A 15,976-nucleotide genomic window follows, 5' to 3' on the forward strand; every position below is an offset into this window, starting at 1 on the left:
CTCGAGTGCACGAGCCATTCCAGTTCGGGATGCGGTAATCGTAACGAACTGTCGGAACGTATCTGGTGTTGGCATTACCGTTTGCACCTGTCACGATGCCGCGGTCGGATAAAGCCAGGTTAAACATCACTAAACTGACGCGCGGTCAACGTCGTGCCAAAGAAGTTGGCCACGTTCGTCATGACACTAAGCAGTTCGAATGCGACTTCGGCCGTCCACTGCCCGTCGAATATGAAGCTTTCAGCTTCGACGTTTTGAAGCCACGCCTTGGACGTCTGCTCGTCGCGTAGCACGCAAACTGCCCATAACTGGAAATACCCCGAGCAGCGCGCTGGCATGGCCGTTTCGAGGGCGAAACCCAGAAGAGACGCCCTGCGAAAACGAAAGCTTTCGTCGCGCCACCGGAAGCCGATCCACTCGGCGTCACGCGAGCGAAACGCGAAGAAGTGTGCAGGGTCATCGGTTGGCGATATCGATTGCCCGGCGCCGAAAGCGGCAAACTCAGCATCGCTCGTCATCGATGCGGGCGAACCTGAGCGCCCGGCCTCGATATCGGTCATTGAGCCAAACACCTTCTTCAACCCTGCGAACATTTCGCCATTGAGACGACCACCGAAGGCGCGCCATTCATCCCTGGTGGGTACGTTGATGCGCGGACGCAGTCCGATATGCTCGAACAAGGCCTCGTTGCCTAGCAATCCATAAAGGCGGTTGTCGTCGACGGGATCGCCGGCATGGCGCTTGCCGAGCGGATAAGGCAAATCTTCGGCCGGCATGCGTTTATCGGTGATTCGGGTAGCCTGCGGATCTTGCGAGGTGATTGGCTCGGAGTTCATCGGTCAATGTTCTCGGCGATTGATTGGGTTACAGACTATGGTGTTCGCCAACGGAAACGGCACGTGACATCACCTATCCTTCTGGACCGACCTCTATCGTAACGGTCGTGTTACATCGTTTTCCAGAGGTTCGGAGGATTCGAGCGAGCATCCTTTGCACAAGGATCGCCAGGATCGACTGCGCACATTTCCTCTATGTTTTGTGGCCAGACCGGAATTCTGCAACTGCGCATCGCAAACCATCGCGCAAAGGAAAACAGCAGAAGGGCCGGCGACAACAGCAGTTGCGCAAAAGTTTGACCGGGCAAATTCAGGGCGAGTCGCAACAAACCAAACCGCCATGTCTCGCGCCGATCGGAAATGGGCAGATACGCCGGCGTGCACGGTATGATCGCCGCCGCACCGTCCTCCATATATCGCCGGACGTATTCCCAATACCGGTAAAGCTCTTCTTTTACCGGCCACGCCAGCGCAAAACAGAATGTCTCGACCACGGTCACGCCATCATCGGCGAGAACATGTCCGCGTATGTCCCATGTTTGAATGCCAAACGGTCGATTACCCCGGCCCAGGGCGAAAAAAACCTTATCCCATGGAACGGACAGCACGGTCTCATCTAACCGGAACACATGCACTACCCTACGCTCCCGGTCGAGACGAATCGGGTAGTGCGTATACCGGAAACACTCCCTGCAAATAAGCCAGAGCAGAACCGCAACCAGACAGATCCCTAGCAGCAACGGAATCGCGCCGAAGACAAGATTTCCAGACCGTTCGTCTGGATTACCCAGCAATCCATCGACAAAGAAAATGTCCGCGCCGACTCCCGCTATGAACAGGCAGATCACGGTCAGGATTCCCATCACGCATGTCAGCGCGCCTTTCCAGCCGTAATACTTATCCGCAACCTCCAGGTACCGGCTATTCACCCTGATAGTGGAGCTGAAATAATTTGGGGAAACGTCCAGGCGCTTCGCGGGATCGAGACGGTTCTGACGTTCTTCGTCCGTAAGCGGGCGATTGATTTTGTACTTATTGATGAGGCCGGTGTACTCCATCATTAACCTTTCGTTGCCACGTCCAGTTGCTGCATTTCTATCTCCATGGTCTGATACTTGCCCTGCTTTGTTTTCCCCCAATACGTCAACTCCAGCCAATCCTGGATCTTGTTGTTGACGAGCAGTGTCATCACAAACGCCCAAATTACCATCAGCCCGACGACCAGCAGACCCCAGCCAGTCCAGCCGATAAACAACAGCATCGTCGCGGCGGCGCCCAATAGCCCGGACACCCCATACGCTGCGGCAGCGCCGTTGTGACCGGCTTTATGTTCCTGGTATGCACGCCATCCGTCCCATGCGGCCATCAATATCCCGGCCGCGACGCCCACAATGCGGCCCACAACGCCGAAGATCTTGGCGCCCGCCTGCATGGTCGCCTGACCGAGCCGCACACCGGCGACCGACAATCGAGTAAGTCCGCCTTCGACGGCGTCCGCCACGGCGCCAAAAATGGCGAGGCCCTGCGTGTAGACTCGACGCAGCATCTCGTTCTTGTGTACGGTCAGCGCTTCCTCCTCGCCCTGCATGATGGAATGCATGGCCCAACCGTTAGCGAGCAGAGCCAAAACAGCGAAGGTAAAGGGAATATTCACCTTGATGCGTTCGCTCCCCCGCAGGACCGCTTCGCGATAGTTCGCCAGATTCAGTTCGTCAACTTGTTCCGGCGTCCGGATGCTCTTCGCAAGCCACTTCGCCTGATCGTCAACGCTCAGGTTTTTGGGCATGTTGCGCACTTCATCCGGGTCGATCATCAATAGCCAGGTTTTCTTGTCACTGCCTTTGGTGTCGACACCGCATATCTCCTGGCGCCGTAGTTCGTCGGCAACAGCCTTTTCCATCTTATTGTCGGGTATCGATTTCGCCTTGCCGCTCAGCTTCAGCATATTCTTGATGAGCGACGCGCGAAATGCCTTCTTCCCGCCTTCAATCGTCACCAGTACGTAGGGCTTGCGCGCCATTACCCCGAGCGCAACGAGGCCGGAGTAAATCCGCTGACTCTCGCCGACCTTCTTTAAGGTCGCGGTAATAGCGCCTGAAACCACGCTCGCAAGGCGGCCGATTTCGTCCTTTTGAGCTTCGAGCAACTGATCGAAAGTTGCCTTTCCGATGCCCATCAGTTTGTCCCATGGCAGCTCTGCCCATGCTGCAGAGTTTTGAGCGGCGCTCTGGATGGCTTTCGCCTGAGTATCCTGATTTAAGCAAAGAGCCCGCAACAGGATATTGCGCTTGTCGGTCAGATTGCCCTGAAGCCATTCGTTATAAAGATCCGCACTACATCCCTTATCCTGGGTGCCTGCAATACATTGCCCGAACACGATCGTGTAGACGACACCGCTCGCTACAACTGTGCTGTCGAAATTACAGTCGAAATAGTTATGGAATCGATCGCCTTTGATCAAGTCGCGATGGGCCAGCGCAAGCGGACCTATAACGCTCTGGTCGAAGGACTGCAAGGCGGCATTGAAACCATTCTGCCAGTCAGTGCGTTGCTTGTCGGAATACAGATCGTCATACTTCTTCCACGCGTCGTCACCGGCCTGACGCAATTGATCCGGCGTAATGGCGCGGTCCATTGCTGCCAGCGCAGCGTTACCGGGTACCTGCATCCCTCCCATTAGCCCGGCAGACATCGAGTAACCCTGCTCGTCGTGCTGAGCACGCTTTTCCCGATCGTCGACGAAATCTTGCTCAGCCTGAATCCGGATCGCGTCTCGAATCTGCTCGATAACGCCGGACAAAGCGGTCTTGCGAGGCCGGTCCTTATCGTTACGCTCGTCGCGCATAAACGCCTGCATGCGTATACGCATGAGAAGCGCCAGTTCAGCGGCAATGCCGGCGGGATCGGGGACGGCAACCATAACAGCTTCATACGGTTTGGCCACCTGCTTTCCCCATTCCATCAAACCCTTGGACTGATCGCCCAGGAAATTGAGGGGTTGCTGCGAAAAGCCCAACGCACGGTCCGACACGATAGTCACTTCCGGCAGCCACGTCCCTGCCATGTTCTGTTTCAGCTCAGCGAGGCGTGCCCGTGCCTCGGCCTCCTGCTTCTGTTCGACGCGAGCCGCAGAACCCGTCAACGGGTGCGCCGCTCGCGCCTGCTCCATTTGTTTGATCTGCTGCTCAAGCGTGGCGGCTTGTTTGGCAAGCGCATCGCGCGCGTTCGTTGCTCCGGTATCCGGCTTGAGTACCTTCGAGAATTCGGCCACATTCTTGAGCTTACTGAACGTGTCCACGTGCGCAGCCGCCTTTTGTGCACGCACGTCGGCCATGTTGATACAGCGCATGTGCCGCTTTCGATAGGCGGCTTCCGAGTGTGCAGCCAGTACATTTTCCGTCCACATCACGTCGGAAAACGCCAGCCAGATATTCCCCGCCTGGGCCGCATCCTTGACCGTGATGCAGCGCGCCAGATATGGATCGGCCTTGCGGACGCAAGCTTCGTTAAAAGTTTTGTCCGGAACCTGCGGCGGCACCTTCGCATGGATATCGAAATGGTAGAGCAGTCCCTGACCGTTCACGATATAAGCGCCCCACTCGCCTCTGACTTCGTCGAACACGTAGAGATAGCCCGGTCGCAAAATACGCAGCGTGTATTTGGCGCTTTCGCCCGGCAAAGCCACCTTGCCGGCATTGAACGGAGCGACGACGTCCGGGGCCTTCCCGCCGAGGTCGGTACGCGCCACTGCGTAGCGCAGCGGAAGAATCGGCAAGCCGCTTCTGTCGCAGAATGGACAGGTTTGGACCGGCGGGGTGGTGGCGGCAGTCATGTGCGCTCCTTCAATTGTGCTAATTCACTGCTTATGCGTTGCATGGCTGCTTCGTCCAGATGATGGCAAGCGCCAACATAAGTGAGCTCCCCGGTGAGCGCGAGAGCGAGGCAGGCTCGCATTTCCTGATGAGCGTGAATATCGGGATGAAAACGGACAGCCTGTTCCGCATAGAGCTGCCGGTCGCTGGATTCGGTCAAACGATGCACCGTCCATGCCCTGTCGAGTGCGGCGTCGATCCGCCGGGCGAGCGCTGCGTCATTCGGAAGATCAGGCGCGTTGCGCCTCAAGCGCTTGACCGTCTCGTTGATGTCGCCAAGCCTTAGCAACGTGTCCCATTGCGGCGGAGAAAAGAATAGGCGCGACTGCTCATCGCTGGTCTCCGGGGCGTGTTCGCGAGATTGCCAGGAACCGTCGAAGACCGGCCACGCCCAGCGCTGCAGAGGACCCAGCAAGCTTTCCCACTGCGAGGGCTCAAGGAGCCAGTTGAGATGCCACAGGACCCGCGGATCGTACAACCGGACGATGTCGTATGCACGGCGGGCATGATGATATTGCGCCATCTGCCTCGTCAGATGGTCGCGCACCCTGTCGGCATCGGCTTGCGCCTGCAGCAATGAGCAAAAATAGGGGGTACCGCATTCGGCTTCCCATCGTTGCGCGCGGCCTGATAAGTCAGCGCGCGCGCGGTCGTCCATGCGGTGTAACTCGACCAGCCTGGGGAAGAGTTCGGCTTGCCCTTTGAATCGCTGAGGCACAACCGGCTCAGAGGGCAGATCGCTCCACTCGGCCTCATCCACCTGCAGCGGATTGATTAGCGCGTACGGATACGTCAGCAAGGTAGCTTCGTTTAGCAACGGCGCAACCATATCAGGACGCGTTCATGGTACCGGCACCGATCGCGTCGGCACCACGGGCTTTGAATTCGCAAAGCTTGGGTTCGCTTCGCGGTAGTTCGGCTTGGGCTTGCGCGCTTTTCGGCCCGGTGAGCGTGTGGCTTGCGGCATGAAACTCGACGGTGCCAGGCGCCCCCACCTCAATGCCATTACCCTCCATTTTCAGATACGCTTTGGCGGCATTGAGCAGTACGCGCTTCGGCGCTTGCAGGCTGACTCCAGACTGCGCACTGGCCAACGTCACTGCCTTCTGCGCCGACGCACTGAGCGTCCCGCCGTTCTGCGCCTGCACGCTCACCGAACCCGTCGCGGCATGCAGCGCGATGCCTTGCCCGGAGACGGGCCGGCCCTGGCCGGCTATGCCTTGCGTATAAAGCGCGATGCCCTGATTGGCAACCACGCTGGTCTTGCCCTTTGCAGTCAGTTGCAAATCCTGTCCCGCGCTAAGTACAGTCTCCGTGCCCGACACCCACACGTGACTCTTCGCGGACACCGCAGCGACGCCTTGCTCGCCATGCGCAAGCAGATGCGGACGGCTCCATGCAATGGCGCTCCCGCTGCCGCCGCCTTCGCCCGCAGCGCCGTTTTCTCGCACACCGCCGAGAGCATCGTGACTTTGCTGAATACCCTTGGCCGCAGCCAACTGCGGCGCCTGACCGGATGCAGCGCCTTGCGCCGCGGTATCCGTTGCGCCGGGTGCCGCAGCCGAAGAGGGTGCCGCCCCCAACTCGGCTTGATCCGTGTTCGCGGTATCGGCAAGACGCTGCAATACCTGCTGACTCTGCGCGAGCACCTGGCCCGACGCCACTGCGTCCATCTGACTCACGCCTGGTGCGGAGCTGATCAGCATGCCCGATCCGCCGCGCAGCGCGCCGGCGCCGTCGGTCTTCAGTTCGGCGCCGTACCCGCGATCCGTCTGCCGCTGGTTGTCCTGTATCTGTTTGATATGGCCTAGCGTCAAGCCGCTGTTGTGATCGGTCGTGTACAGATGCGCAGCGGACTGACCTGCCGAATCGTCGAGGAGAAACTGACGATAGCCGCCCGTGCCCTGCTGGCTCAAACTCATGTTCTGCGTCTTGAAGCCTGTGAGCGCAGCCGGGTGTCCATTGCCCGCAAACCAGGCCGCGGCATTGCCCGTGCTGCTGCTCGGGCCGCCTGCCTGGGCATTGTGCTGGGCATCGGCATTACCCTGGCCGTTGTAGAGCGCCGCCACCGCCACCGGGCGATCGGGCTGGCCCTCCAGCCATTCAGTCCACACCTCTTGCCCGACGCGCGGGACATTCACCCCGCCCCAGTTGTTGCCGCCGACCGGAGTCAGCATCCGCGTCCAGGTGCCGGCCCCTTGATCGGCAGGGGCATTGGCCGCGTACGGATGATCTTCACGGCTGGCGGCGTTTTGCCCTCGCTGAGCATGGTGCTGAATCCGGATCCTGTGGTCCCGGTCAGTATGGACGGGATTGCCAGCGCCCACCGTGATCGCCGTTTGCGCGCCTTGTGCGACTGCAACGGGATGAGCGCGTGCGCCATGACCGGCATCCGCGAGTGGACGATAACTCTGAGTGGCCGGCAGAGCGAGAAAGCGGTTTCGATAAACCGAATCGCCGTCCGTCAATGGGCTGCTGTCGTGGGTGCCGGCGCCAAGCACCGCTTGCAACGCCGTCGCCATGCCTTGTCCGGTCGTATCCGCGTCGCGCATCGGCGGTATCGTGCCAAGTCGTTGCGAGATCGCGCTATGAACATCCGCGTCGATGTTCGCGCGGGCTTCGTGCTGCACACGCAGGCAGATAAACGCGTCCGATGCACTCAGCGTCGGATGCTGGCTGATTGCAAAGCGCAAGCCGGGCCGCAGGTCTCGGCGCGTGCTCGCCCCTTCGCTGCGCAACGCGGCGACCCGCTGGGCATCCAATTGCTGCTGCGCACGCTGATCGCCGATTGAACCTGTCTGAAACGCGTAGGGGCCTGAGACGTCCCGGTCCACGCCAGGGACTACGGCGCCGTTCGCACGCGCGCCGGTAGGCCGGGTCGACAGGCTCCGATGATCCCAACTTGCTCGTACGACACTGCCGATGCGCCAACGCCGCGCCGGCATGAAATGTTGAATGCTCCCTTGCGGGTCGCCGTCGCTCGTCTGGTGAAAACCAATGATCTCGGGATTGTCCGGGGTGAAGCGCTGGTTCGAATCGGCCAGAACGAGCGTGTGCTTGCCGAAGCTCGAGGAATCGGCGTCTCCCTCATGCTCGAACCAATAGAAGATGCCTTCTTCCGCCCACAGGCGCTCGAGGAAATCGAAATCGGATTCGCCGGCTTGCGCAGTGAGACTGCGCTTGCGGTATTTCGAGCGATCACCCAACGCCCAGCGCCACGCGGGGGTCACCGCGCCGCGTGTGTGGTAGCCAAAAATCTGCTCGCTGATGTCGATGACACTCGCGTCCTGATAGTTATAGCTGTCCACTCGCTGACGCAGCAGTGCGAGCCAAGGCTCCACCACCAGGCGGTAGCGGGCCAGACCACCGTTGTAGCCGACAAGCTCGGCCGCCACGACATGGCCGTGCAACGGGCGACGCGCATCGCTGCCTTCGGCCACCAGCCATTCGGCCAGCACAGGAGCGCCGACCAACTGGGCGAGAGGCAAGCCGGGACGCTCGGACAGCGCCGTCACCTGGAACCGGAAACCGCCGTGGTCGATCGCCTCCCACCCTTGCAGGCTTTCGGCCACTAGCGCCTGGACACCCAATGACGTGGTCAGCCACAAGAAGCGGTTCTGCTGTGACCAGCCGCTGAGCAGTGCCTGCCGAATATCCAGAGTCGTCACCATTTCTCTATGCCTCAAAATCGCTGCGATGGTATGAGCCGCCGCGAGATATCACTGCGCCTGTAGCTCGATCGACTGCACGTCGTTCATCGGCGTGTAGATCCTTCCCTGCATCTCAGCCGGCGCAAGAACGTCGACCGTCATCTCACCGATGAACCGATAGCTTCCTGAAGTAACCCGACGCGAGGAAGAGGTGTCGGTGAAGGTAAGAGCGGAGTAGGGAACGGAGAACGCCAGCGTGACCGGCTCGCCCGGCTTCACGGTGATCTCTTTGGCATAGCGCCGCGATGCTTCGCTCAGATACTTGCTGACAAGCCGAACATAAAAGCCGGTGCCCGCGCTGTTGATCGCGCCGATTCGCACGTTCAGCAGGTCGGGACGGGCGAGGTCAGGCGACCATGTGTCCGGTCCCGCGATGCTGATCTCCTTCTGCCCGTCATTGCGGAACGTCAGTTCGAGAACGAATCCGTCTCTGCCCGAGTGCGCAGCAAAGACCGGATGGAGATTGATCTCCGGGTGGCCGTGCTTCAAGGCCTTGTCGGCAATTTGATAAAGCGGGGAAAGCTTGTTGTTGAACGCTTCGCCCAACTGATAGTTATATTCGCCCTGATAGTGCTGACCGTTCCTCTCGAACGAAAAATCCAGCACGGGGCCGTTTCCCAAACCATGCACTGGCGCAAAGGTACGGCTACTCAAAGCCTCCTTCAACGAGTCGATCTGCTGCCCGGTATGCCTATCCACATCCAGCACATATTTGCCGATCCCCACATAAGCGGTTTCGGGTAGGGCGCTCATGCTGCGCCCGCGCGAATAGAACGCAATCTTGCCTTCCTCGACCGTGACGATCATCGGCGGGGCGGGATTGACCTCGCCTTGCCCGCTATGAATCGCGAAAGAGTCGGAGGGATTTTTACCGCTCGCCATTTCTGTCACTCCGAAAAGAAACACGGAAACCAATGCCATCAATGCAATCCGATTCATTTCAACACATCCCATTCGATGCCGGTCCTGCCTTTGAACCAGTCGCGAAAGCCGTACATGTAGTACTTCGCTATCGCCGGCGCAGCGTTATACATGCCAAGCCCCATTAAATTCGTGTTGGTGGATCGCTGCCAGTTGTCGGTCAGTTCGTTCATCGTGACATCGACAACCTTCTGAGCGTTGATGTAGCCCTTGTAGACGGCGCCTCCGTCAAGGAAGTACTCGTCCGGCCAGCCGAACAGGTGGCCTGTCTCGTGCACCACGGCGTTCTGCGTCGAGATTGGCTTGAACTGTTGCGTCAAGCCGTCCCACGCCACCTGTACTTCCCCCCAGTTTTGGGAGTTGAAGCGGGTGCTGGTCGGAAACAGGTTGATGGTCTTGTGACATCTGCCCTGCTCGACGAACTTCACTTTCAGCGCAATAGCGACCTTACATGTGCAAGCGCCAGCGCGGGGGCAGGCCTTCGGCCGCATGTAGTACTTGCTCGCATTCAACCCGTGCTCGATCCGCTTCTGAAAGCCCGCAACTTTGGCCAGCCCTCCCGGGCGATTGACGGTCTTTAACTGGATGCCTGGAGCGGGGCCACTGCTATCAAAGGGAATCGATCTGGGCTTACCGGCTGCGTCCATGACGACTTGTCCGTTGGCGCCGAGGAGGTACTGATCTTTCAATGCAACCTTGATGATGACGGTGGCAGTCAACGTCGAGGTCGAAGGCGAATATTCGATGTCGAATGTCCCGCTTTGTCCCCCAAAATTCAGGAGCACGGGTTGACCGGCGCTGTTCAGAACCTTGTGGCCCGACCCGTCCGTCTGGTAATAATCGGCACAGCCCATGCTGACGGTGTAGTCGACCTGTTTTGCAGCCTGCAGTTGCTGGGCGCATACGCTCGGCGGCGGCGCGGGCTGCTTCGAAGGCGGTCCGGCCAATTCGCTGGAAATCGGTACGTAGGGCCTCGGCCCCGACGCACCCTTAGCCTGCGTCGCAGGGCCCGGTCCTGGCGGCGCAGCTGGCGCGGACGCCGATGCTGCGGCTAGTGCCGGAGCGGCTGCAGACGCCGACGCGAATGCAGGAGCTGTTGCGGACATCGACGCCGCCGATGCCGAAGCCGATGCTGGCACCGCCGCGGACGCCGACGTCGCAGCAAGCGACGAGACGCCCCCAGCGCCGCTGCTTGTGAAGCCTCCGGCGAGAAAGTCGCAGACGTCCCCGGGTGGCGGCGTCACGGGCAGCGCGGGTAACGACACTGTCGTCGTCGCCGGCCCCGGGAAGGGATGCGAGCCCGCCTTCACGAGGAATTGCCCCGGTGTCTCGACGGTGATGTCCGCGCCCTTGAGCGTGATCCGGTTCGGTCCCTGCTGCAGCACGATGGCATCCTGCGCCAGCACGTCGAGGCGGTCTTCGGTCGACATGATGCGTACCGATTGATCCGCGAGAATCTCCATGGTGGCCGTGTGCGCCTCGATGCTCACCGGCCCCTGATTGGCGATCGCCTTGAGCCCGCCGGCGGCGCTGAACAAGCTCACGGCATCACCCGACGCACCTGCCACCGTCGCGCCGGCGGCCAGATGCGCATCACCCTGCGCAGTTAGATGCACATGCTCGGCGGCATATGAAACGGCACTGGCCGGCGTGGTGAACGCGATGTTTTCCGGCGACTCCAGCACGATGGCCGGCGTCGCGAAGCGCTCGACCGGGTCGCCGCCGTCGCGTTGCGTGCCCACTGGCCGGGTTGCGCTCTGGCCGTTGACGGCGCCCGTGTACTTACCATCCTGCTGCGGATCGATCGCCTTCAGGAAATCGGCTTGTGCGGCGTTACCCGCGAAGCCACCGGCTTTCGCGCCGGTGGCCGAGCCGTCGAGGCGTTTGGCGGTTGCGACAGCCTGTTTCAACTGGCCCACGCTTTCGGCGACATCCATCTGGGTCGAGGTCGCTTGCGCTCGCGCGGTACTCGACACGAGCACGCCCTCGCCGCCTCGCACGACGCTCCAGCCCTGCGTGGCCAGCTCGAATCCTTCACCGCGATACGCGCCACGCACGGCGCCCTGCTGAGCGATCAGATAGCCCTGCGACAGGCTGCTGTTCGCAACCGAGTTGACCAACTCATGCCGCGACTGCCCCGACGCGTCGTCCATCACCCAGCGGCTGCCGGACTGGCCGTCCAGCGTCTGCGTTTGCATGCCCGACAAGGTGCCCGGGTGATTCGCACTGCTGCCTTCACCGGCGGCGAACGGCGGCTGCACACGTCCGCCGTAAACCTGCCCGAGCACCACCGGCATATCGATGTTGCCGGAGTCAAAACCGACCACCACTTCCGCACCGATCCGCGGCGTGAAGCTGTGCCCGAAATTGGGACCGGCCGTTTGCTCGGCGAGGCGTGCCACGACGCCTGACTGATGGTTGCCCGGCGCATGCCCGGCCGGATTCGAGCGGCTCGCCGTGTCGGTGAGACCGCCGGGCAGCGGAGCTACGCCCCGCATCCACGGGAACTGGATGCGCACCTGGTGATCCCGCGTACTGCTGACCCGACTGCCGGGCTCGCCGACCACGATGGCGGTCTGCACGCCGGATACCGTCGGCCGGTCGCGATAAGGCGGCACGATCGACGCGCCCGCGGGCACCGCGATGAAGCGATTGCGATAATGCCCCTGCTCCAATTCACCGTGCTCCAGCAGTTGTGCGATCTCAGCACCGAGGTTGTTGACCGCTTCATGCTCGATCGACAGCGGGACAAACGAAATCGTCTTGTCCAGATAGCCGGTCAGCGTATGAACCTTACCGGCCTCCAAGGTGCGCGACGAACCGGCGCCGTGATGGATCAGCTTCGGCAGACGCAAGGCGTCGAAGCGTTGCTCGGCATAACGCTGAGCGCCGTCGACCGTGTCGAAACGCCCGGCGCGCTGCCCATCGAAAATCTCCCGGACGGGCATGACGGGCGCCCCGGAATCGGGTTGGCCCTGAGCGTGACCGGCGAGCGCCAGCAACTCACTGGCTTTCCAACTCGTCGCGATGACGCGGTCGGGCACGATCTGATGGCGCTCGGTGAACTGCGTCATCACGCCATCCGGATCGCCCACGTCCTGTTGATTGAACGCAATCGTGCTGCCCTTGCCGAGCTCGGCCCGGCGGTCGAACACCACAACCGTGTGGTTGCCTGACGGCGCCGTGCCACCATCCTGCGCGTGTTCGATGCGAAAGGACAAGCCGGTTTCCGATAGCTGGCGCATCACGAAAGCGAAATCGGTCTCGCGATATTGGCCCCGCAGAGCGAACGTGCGCAGCGGCTCCTTGAGCTCGTAACGCCGGCGCGACTCCGGATAATCGCCGAATACCCGTTCACAGATACCTTCCGTATCGAGATCGGCGAAGTACAGGCAATTGCGGCGCAGATGCAGGAAGGCAAGCCACGATTCCAGCGTCAGCCGGTAGCGGGTGATCTCACCATCGCTATCGGCATAGGCGGCATGGGTGATGTAGCCGTTCCAGCAGCGTTCGCCCGCGCCGGTCGCGAGACGCAAACGCGCGGCGCTGCCGAGTAGCGGCGTCAGGTCGAGGAACGGCTCGTTCGACAGCACGTCGATTTCAAAACGAAACGATTCGTTGACGGCTTCTCGACCGTGAAAGCGTTCGACCGCAAACTTGCGCGGCAATGCGGTATCGATCTGGATATGGCGAGTAGCCTGCGAATATCCTGTCAATGCGGCAACAAGATCCATGTCATTTCCCCGTGTTCTTGCGCGAGCACTGCACGCTCAAGTGCATTGCCTGCCTCGGCGATTTTGAATTGGCGATTTGCATCAGGCTGCCTTCGCGGCCAAAGCACTACCCGATTCCATTGCGTGCAACAGACACTCCACGCAAACCTTGTCGGGGAAATTGGGCATTTGCGTATCCAGCTGATCCGGCCCGTCGAACGAGTGGTCGGCTGCATGCACCACCAACGCGCCCGGGCAACCGAAGGTCACATTGCCGCCTTCGATGGTCAGATGCGCGCCACCGCTCACCGCGAGGTGCACGGTTTTCTTTGCGGCCAGCTCGACATCCGCGCCGATGGACGCCACCTTCAGCTCGTCCCGCGAACGCAGCGCCAGCGTGTCGTGCTGGGCCTGCAGGTCGAGATTGTCCTTGCCCGAGATCACGCTCAAGCCCACACCGTTCGCCGCGTTGGCGCCGGCGAGCCAGCCAATGCCCTGGCCGCTGTGCACGCGCAGTGTCTGGTTGACGGCCACGTTGGTGTCGAGGCCGCTGCCGACGGTCAGGGTTTCGCCAGCTACCCACTGCAGTGCCTGGCCGGCGAGGACACCCTGGCCGCCCTGCGCTTCGATGCCCAGCACGGCGTCGCCGGTGTGAGGCAGCGGCTTGTCCGTCGCCCGGTGCGGGGCATCGGCCACTCCTTGCTGGAAGCCGTCCGCACTTACCGTGGTCCCGAAGCTTTGTGCCAGCGCGTCGAGCGGCGCGGCCTGGCCGTTGATCGTCGACTGATTGGCGCTCGTCACGCCGCGCTGTGCTGCCAGCGGCAGGGTCTGGTGCGTGTCGGCCGTCTTGTCGAGCAGGCGGGCCAGGGTGGTTTGCTGCGCGAGCAACGACCGCAGAGGGGCAACGTCGCCCGCGGGCTGCCCCGCGCCCGCCGCGTAACTGCTGACCAGCACGCCCCGCTCGCCGCGCACGGCACCGTAAGCATCCGAGCGCAACTCGAGGCCCTGCCCACGGAAACTGCCGAGGTAGTTATCCGCCTGGTAGCGCAGATGACCCAGATTGAGCTGTGTGGCCGCATGACTCGCGCTCATCTGCAGGCGGCCCATGCCGTCGCTGTCGTCCGCCACCAGTTGATTGCTGCCCTGACCGTCAAAGCCCTGGCTCTTGAAACCCGACAGCGCGCCAGCGTGATTGTGCCGGTTCGCGCCCGCACCCGCGCCATGCCAAGCCGGACCGTGACCGCCGGAAAGATTGCCTTGAGCGCTCGCCATCTGGTCCGCCGCTTGCCGGTAGACAGATTCGTCGAGCGGCTGCCCCGGTTCGCCGCCGGGCGTCGGTGCTTCGCCGCCTTCCCCGCGGCCGTTGAACAGGCCGCCGAGCACGATCGGCCGGTCGATCAAGCCGTGGTGGAACTGCACCAGCACTTCCTGGCCGATCCGCTGGATCTGCTGCAGCCCATGCCCGTCGCTGGCAAGCCGCTGCATGGTGCGGGTCGGATAGGTGCCGTTGTCGCCCTCGGCCTGCCAGTGAAAGCGCAGCCGCAACCGGCCCTGTGCATCCATGTGAACCGGACCGGTCGCACCCGGACTGGACTCTCCCTGCGGACCGACCACGATGGCGGTCTGCGCGCCGAGCGCCGTCGACACCGGGTTCAAGCGCTGCCCCGTGCCGTCCTCCAGCGTGGGGCGCCAGGGCTGTGAGCGCGGTACTGCCTCGAAACGATTCGCGTAGCCTCCGGCCTTCGCCTGCTTGAGCACGCGCGAATCGAGATCTGCCGACGGCAATGCACCGAGACTCCGCTCAACCGTTTCCATGACGGTCTGCGGCAGATTGTTGACGCCGACATGCTGCACTGCTGTCAGCAGAAACGCATCGGGCACCTGTGCCCCGCCACGAACCTGCCCCCACGGCGCCTGCGTTGGCCGCAGCGCCCGGCCGGACGTGGCAGTGCGCAACGTGCTGCAGCCGGTCCAGAAGCGCGCGTCGGAAACGATCGCTTGCGCCTGGCGTCGCGCGGTGTCCTCGGCCTGACGAAGGCTGGCGAAGGCCTCCGGCCCGACGTCGTCGTACAGTTCGCGGGGCCCGCCGGGATTGCCGAGGCTCGCCGCCGCCGTGGTTGACTGGTTGCTGCGATAGTCGCTGCTGATCAACGTGAGACGGTCGGCCGTTAGCGACAGCGACTGCCCCATGCCGAGGATCATGTCGTCCGCCGCCGTTGCCATGTCGCTCAGGCGTTGCGGCACACCGCCGAGGCGAACGGAAGTATCGTCTTCGGGAAGCTGCGTGCTGTCGTCGAAAATCAGCAACGTATGGCCGGACGGCGCATCCGCATCTTCGACGAAGCAAAAGCCCAGGCCCGCCGCGGCAAGCAGATGGCGGACGAAATCGTAGTGGCTGTGAGTGCGGTACTGGACGATGTAATCGCTCGGGCCAAGCGTCTCGATGCGCTGATTCGCATCCGTCGTGAAGCGCCATTGGGCGATATTGGCGTAATCGCCGAAGATCGTGCCGAGTACCTCGGCCACCGTCTGGTTGACGAACGTGCGCTCGTCGCGGCCGTGGGCCAATGCCGCCAGCCAGGGCACCAATTGCAGATAGTAGCGGGCGAGGCCCGCGTCGTAGCCGATACATTCGGCCTCGGCCACGAGGCCGCTACGGGTCGCGACCGTACCGTCGCCCAACGTGGTTCGAATCGTGGCGCGCTGACCGAGCATCGCCTCCAGATCCAGGCCCGGATCGGTGGCCAACGCGTAGACATCCCATTGATAGTTGTTGCCAAGCGACTCGCGGCCAACCCAGCGCTCAATCTGCATGGCCGATAAAGGCCCGCTCCCCTCGAGCGAATAGAGACGATTAAACGTGCTGAACATCGACGTGAATTGCGCGATAACGCTCATGTAGGTCCCGCCCTCAAATTAAGACC

General features: G+C 61.8%; 8 protein-coding genes. All 8 read right to left on the reverse strand.

What is annotated here, in order from left to right:
* Positions 1 to 119: 119 nt before the first annotated feature.
* The 8 genes from GH665_RS00175 to GH665_RS00210 all read right to left on the reverse strand — a co-directional run bounded on the left by GH665_RS00175 (position 120) and on the right by GH665_RS00210 (position 15,950).
* The gene (locus tag GH665_RS00175) at positions 120 to 836 is read right to left on the reverse strand and encodes a hypothetical protein (protein WP_153134180.1); all 717 of its coding nucleotides are present in this window, start codon (positions 834 to 836) and stop codon (positions 120 to 122) included.
* Between the two features lie 110 nt (positions 837 to 946).
* Complete coding sequence (locus GH665_RS00180) at positions 947 to 1,897, reverse strand: DUF6708 domain-containing protein (protein ID WP_153134181.1); 951 nt, start codon at positions 1,895 to 1,897, stop codon at positions 947 to 949.
* Entirely contained in the window at positions 1,897 to 4,668 is a 2,772-nt protein-coding gene (locus GH665_RS00185) for a T6SS effector BTH_I2691 family protein (RefSeq protein WP_153134182.1), read from the reverse strand. Before GH665_RS00185 ends, GH665_RS00180 begins: the two co-directional genes overlap by 1 nt.
* Positions 4,665 to 5,537, reverse strand: coding sequence for a DUF4123 domain-containing protein (locus GH665_RS00190; protein ID WP_153134183.1), 873 nt, complete (start codon positions 5,535 to 5,537; stop codon positions 4,665 to 4,667). The genes GH665_RS00185 and GH665_RS00190 overlap by 4 nt, the downstream gene beginning before the upstream one ends.
* A gap of 1 nt (position 5,538) precedes the next feature.
* Positions 5,539 to 8,379 (reverse strand): type VI secretion system Vgr family protein, encoded by a 2,841-nt coding sequence (locus GH665_RS00195; RefSeq protein WP_153134184.1) that lies wholly within the window; start codon positions 8,377 to 8,379, stop codon positions 5,539 to 5,541.
* Positions 8,380 to 8,427: 48 nt separating this feature from the next.
* Positions 8,428 to 9,357 (reverse strand): hypothetical protein, encoded by a 930-nt coding sequence (locus GH665_RS00200; RefSeq protein WP_153134185.1) that lies wholly within the window; start codon positions 9,355 to 9,357, stop codon positions 8,428 to 8,430.
* The gene (locus GH665_RS00205) at positions 9,354 to 13,073 is read right to left on the reverse strand and encodes a type VI secretion system Vgr family protein (protein ID WP_153134186.1); all 3,720 of its coding nucleotides are present in this window, start codon (positions 13,071 to 13,073) and stop codon (positions 9,354 to 9,356) included. Before GH665_RS00205 ends, GH665_RS00200 begins: the two co-directional genes overlap by 4 nt.
* An 81-nt stretch (positions 13,074 to 13,154) precedes the next feature.
* Complete coding sequence (locus GH665_RS00210; RefSeq protein WP_153134187.1) at positions 13,155 to 15,950, reverse strand: type VI secretion system Vgr family protein; 2,796 nt, start codon at positions 15,948 to 15,950, stop codon at positions 13,155 to 13,157.
* Positions 15,951 to 15,976: the final 26 nt, after the last annotated feature.

Origin of the sequence: Paraburkholderia agricolaris (genome assembly GCF_009455635.1) — a bacterium.
Classification (GTDB): domain Bacteria; phylum Pseudomonadota; class Gammaproteobacteria; order Burkholderiales; family Burkholderiaceae; genus Paraburkholderia; species Paraburkholderia agricolaris.

What these genes read in the sequence shown, in the direction of transcription:
- GH665_RS00175 (WP_153134180.1), bottom strand. Translation starts at nt 836, where the DNA reads ATGAACTCCGAGCCAATCACCTCGCAAGATCCGCAGGCTACCCGAATC.
- GH665_RS00200 (WP_153134185.1), bottom strand. Translation starts at nt 9,357, where the DNA reads ATGAATCGGATTGCATTGATGGCATTGGTTTCCGTGTTTCTTTTCGGA.
- GH665_RS00195 (WP_153134184.1), bottom strand. Translation starts at nt 8,379, where the DNA reads ATGGTGACGACTCTGGATATTCGGCAGGCACTGCTCAGCGGCTGGTCA.
- GH665_RS00190 (WP_153134183.1), bottom strand. Translation starts at nt 5,537, where the DNA reads ATGGTTGCGCCGTTGCTAAACGAAGCTACCTTGCTGACGTATCCGTAC.
- GH665_RS00180 (WP_153134181.1), bottom strand. Translation starts at nt 1,897, where the DNA reads ATGATGGAGTACACCGGCCTCATCAATAAGTACAAAATCAATCGCCCG.
- GH665_RS00210 (WP_153134187.1), bottom strand. Translation starts at nt 15,950, where the DNA reads ATGAGCGTTATCGCGCAATTCACGTCGATGTTCAGCACGTTTAATCGT.
- GH665_RS00185 (WP_153134182.1), bottom strand. Translation starts at nt 4,668, where the DNA reads ATGACTGCCGCCACCACCCCGCCGGTCCAAACCTGTCCATTCTGCGAC.
- GH665_RS00205 (WP_153134186.1), bottom strand. Translation starts at nt 13,073, where the DNA reads ATGGATCTTGTTGCCGCATTGACAGGATATTCGCAGGCTACTCGCCAT.